The organism is Candidatus Allofontibacter sp. (genome assembly GCF_038145245.1).
GTDB lineage: Bacteria > Pseudomonadota > Alphaproteobacteria > Pelagibacterales > Pelagibacteraceae > Fontibacterium.
Genome location: NZ_JAYQPI010000057.1, coordinates 1 through 2,986, shown reverse-complemented (window position 1 = coordinate 2,986; position 2,986 = coordinate 1). Strand labels below are relative to the sequence as shown.

Annotated in this window: 4 protein-coding genes; 1 reads left to right on the top strand and 3 read right to left on the bottom strand. The window is 31.9% G+C overall.

Features of this window, described 5'->3' with window-relative positions; translation table 11 throughout:
* The 3 genes from AC8IGH_RS05260 to AC8IGH_RS05250 form a co-directional block, all read right to left on the bottom strand.
* On the bottom strand, positions 1 to 539 hold a 539-nt coding region (locus AC8IGH_RS05260), incomplete at its 3' end, for a pyridoxal-phosphate dependent enzyme (protein ID WP_507419665.1).
* A gap of 9 nt (positions 540 to 548) precedes the next feature.
* On the bottom strand, positions 549 to 1,733 hold the full coding sequence (locus AC8IGH_RS05255) for a YeeE/YedE family protein (RefSeq protein ID WP_507419664.1): 1,185 nt from the start codon (positions 1,731 to 1,733) through the stop codon (positions 549 to 551).
* Positions 1,734 to 1,847: 114 nt separating this feature from the next.
* The gene (locus tag AC8IGH_RS05250; RefSeq protein WP_507419663.1) at positions 1,848 to 2,765 is read right to left on the bottom strand and encodes a sulfurtransferase; all 918 of its coding nucleotides are present in this window, start codon (positions 2,763 to 2,765) and stop codon (positions 1,848 to 1,850) included.
* A gap of 159 nt (positions 2,766 to 2,924) precedes the next feature.
* Between AC8IGH_RS05250 and AC8IGH_RS05245 the strand changes: the two genes are divergently transcribed.
* The coding region (locus AC8IGH_RS05245) for a winged helix-turn-helix transcriptional regulator (RefSeq protein WP_507419666.1) at positions 2,925 to 2,986 on the top strand (62 nt) is incomplete at its 3' end.

Below are 2,986 nucleotides of genomic sequence, written 5' to 3'. Positions count from 1 at the left end.
CCCGTCCCAGAAGCGCAAACAAACCCATCTACTTCACCATTTGTTTGTGTCCAGATTTCTTCAGCAGTTGTTTCAATATGAGCCAATTGATTGATAGTATTATCAAATTGGTTTCCCCAATAACCACCAACATCATCTGCAACTTTTTTTGCATATTTTACATAATTATTTGGATTGTCGTACGGTACCGCTGGAACTTCAATAAGTTCAGCTCCCAACTTTTTTAAAGTGTCTTTTTTTTCTTTTGATTGTGTTTCAGGAATAACAATAACAGTTTTAATGCCAAGTTCTTTTGCAATTATTGCAATACCAATTCCAGTATTTCCTGCAGTTCCTTCAACTATAGTTCCGCCTTTTTTTAATTTACCATTTTTAATGGCATCATTTAAAATATAAAGCGCAGCTCTATCTTTTACAGATTCTCCAGGATTTAAAAATTCTGCTTTACCATAAATCTTACAACCAGAAATTTCTGATGCCTTCTTTAAATAAATTAAAGGAGTATTTCCAATTTTACTTATCAAACTAGATGTAGTCATTTCTAAATTTTAATTAAATTTATATTTTTTTCTAAGTCGCCAGCCCAAATACAAACCAGCTCCACAAAATATTAAAAATATCCAACCCGATAATGAAGCTGCCATAATGCCAGATAATAAAGTTCCAACTGTGCAACCAAGTGCAATCATAGAACCAAAACCCATTAATATTCCACCAACAAAAGATCGAATGCTTTCTTTTACTTTAGGAATTTGAATTTTAAAATCACCAGAGAAAGTTGCAAGCGCAAAAGACCCAAGTACTAAACCAAAAATAAATAAACCGTTATTAGACCAAAATGTTTCTTTAACAATTGTTAAACATCCCCTTAAAGTATCTAAACCCTCAAGGCGTGTTGGTAAAATATTAAAATAGTTCGCACTTGTTCGCGCTATACTACCAATCTCAGCTGTAACTCCTAAAGGAGATATTCTTAAAAAGGCAATCGTTGCAATTAGCGCAACCAAAATTCCACCAACATACGTTGGCCATTTTATTTGCCACCATTTATGAATTTTACTTATTTGTTTTTGTTTTTTATGAAATTTTAAAAGTGATAATGCTAAAAAAATTAATAATGTAATTTGTAAGATAATAGATCCTTTATATCCAAGATAATGAGGGAACCAAACTAAAGGAGCCTGTTGAATTGCTTTAAGGTAAAGAAAATTCCAACATAAAAAAGCTATAATAAACCCAAATATAATTCCGATGAATGCAATAAGAGCAGATAAAAGACCTTCGCCAAGTCTATAAAGTTGAGCACTAATACATGATCCAGCAATGGCCATTCCAAGACCAAAACTAAAAGAACCTAATACTAAAACCCAGCTAACAGGAGCAATATGAGCATTTGGGGGAAGTCGAGGTGCTATTGGATCAATAAGGAAAGCACCAAATATTAAATGATAACCTAATGTTCCAATGATAAGAGCAACAACAATTCCAAGCAATCCTTTTGCATTTTTTAATTCAATAAAATCTCTGCTTAAACAATAAAAGCAAAATCTACTTCTTTGTAAAACTCCGCCAAATGCGATTCCAAGCCATAGAGATAACGAAAGGGCAATTCCACCTTGAAGATTTTCAATCTGGGAATTTAAAATGAATGCAATAATAAGAATTACAATTATTCCTAAAAAATTTTTAAAAGCAGGAATACTATTATTAAATTGATAATTTATTTTTGTCATTTTATTCCTAAAATAAAAAAATAGCGGCACTAATTGTACCGCTATTTTGTAACAGAGAAAATTTACTAAATTTTAAAAAGATAACAAGTAGCGAATTAATACACTAACTAGTTATTATTTTCCGCCCCAAACAGTTCCCGCCATGTTAACGATTGGATTGCCAACAGAATTTCCATACTCTGTCCATGAACCATCATAGTTTTTAACATTGTAACCAAGGATTTTATTAAGCGCAAACCAAGTGTGACTTGAACGTTCTCCAATTCTGCAATATGTTATAATTGGTTTTTTTCCATCTATTCCAACTGCACCGTAAACTTTTTTAAGTTCTTCTGCAGATTTAAATGTTCCATCTTCTGCTACAGCTTGTCCCCAAGGAACATTCACTGCTCCTGGAATATGACCAGCTCTAACCGATAATTCTTGAATGCCTGCCGGAGCAATAACTTTTCCAGTGTACTCATCATTAGATCTAATATCGACTAATGCTGTATTAGATTTTTTATTAGCAACAGCAACAACATCAATTAATCTTGCACGTAAATTGTTGTTAGCATCTGATACTTTAATATTTCCAGCAGCAACTTGTGTTGCAATTGGAGTTAAAGGTCTTTTTTCTGCTTCCCATTTTTTCCTGCCACCATCAAGCAACTTAACATTTTTTACTCCATATATATCAAACACCCATGCACCCCATGCAGCAAACCAGTTATTGCTGTCACCATAAATTATAATTGTGCTGTCATTGTTAATGCCTGCTTTACGAAGTAATTTTTCAAAATTTTCTTTACTAGCGATATCTCTTTTTACAGGATCTACTAAATCAGTATGCCATTTAAAATTCACTGCACCTTGAATGTGACCTCTTTCGTATACTCCAGTATCAACGCTTACTTCAATTAGTCTAAGCTTAGGATTGTTAAGATTTTTCTCTAACCAATCTGTAGTTACTAAAAAATCACTTGGGGCTGCAACAACAGGAGCTGTAAATAATAGCGCCCAAAGTAGAATAACTTTTTTAATTAATTTCATTTTGTATTTCCTTATGTGTTAATTTTTAATGTGCAGCTGATTTAGTATTTATTTCTGCTTAATTCAATATTTGCAGAAAAATAAGTTAAAAATTAGATTTTTAATGACTAAAACTAGTATTTTATTTTAAATATGATAAATATATCAGAATAAAATCATATGAATGAGATAGATAAAAAAATATTATCCCAACTTCAGGAAGATGCAGATATTCCAATTGC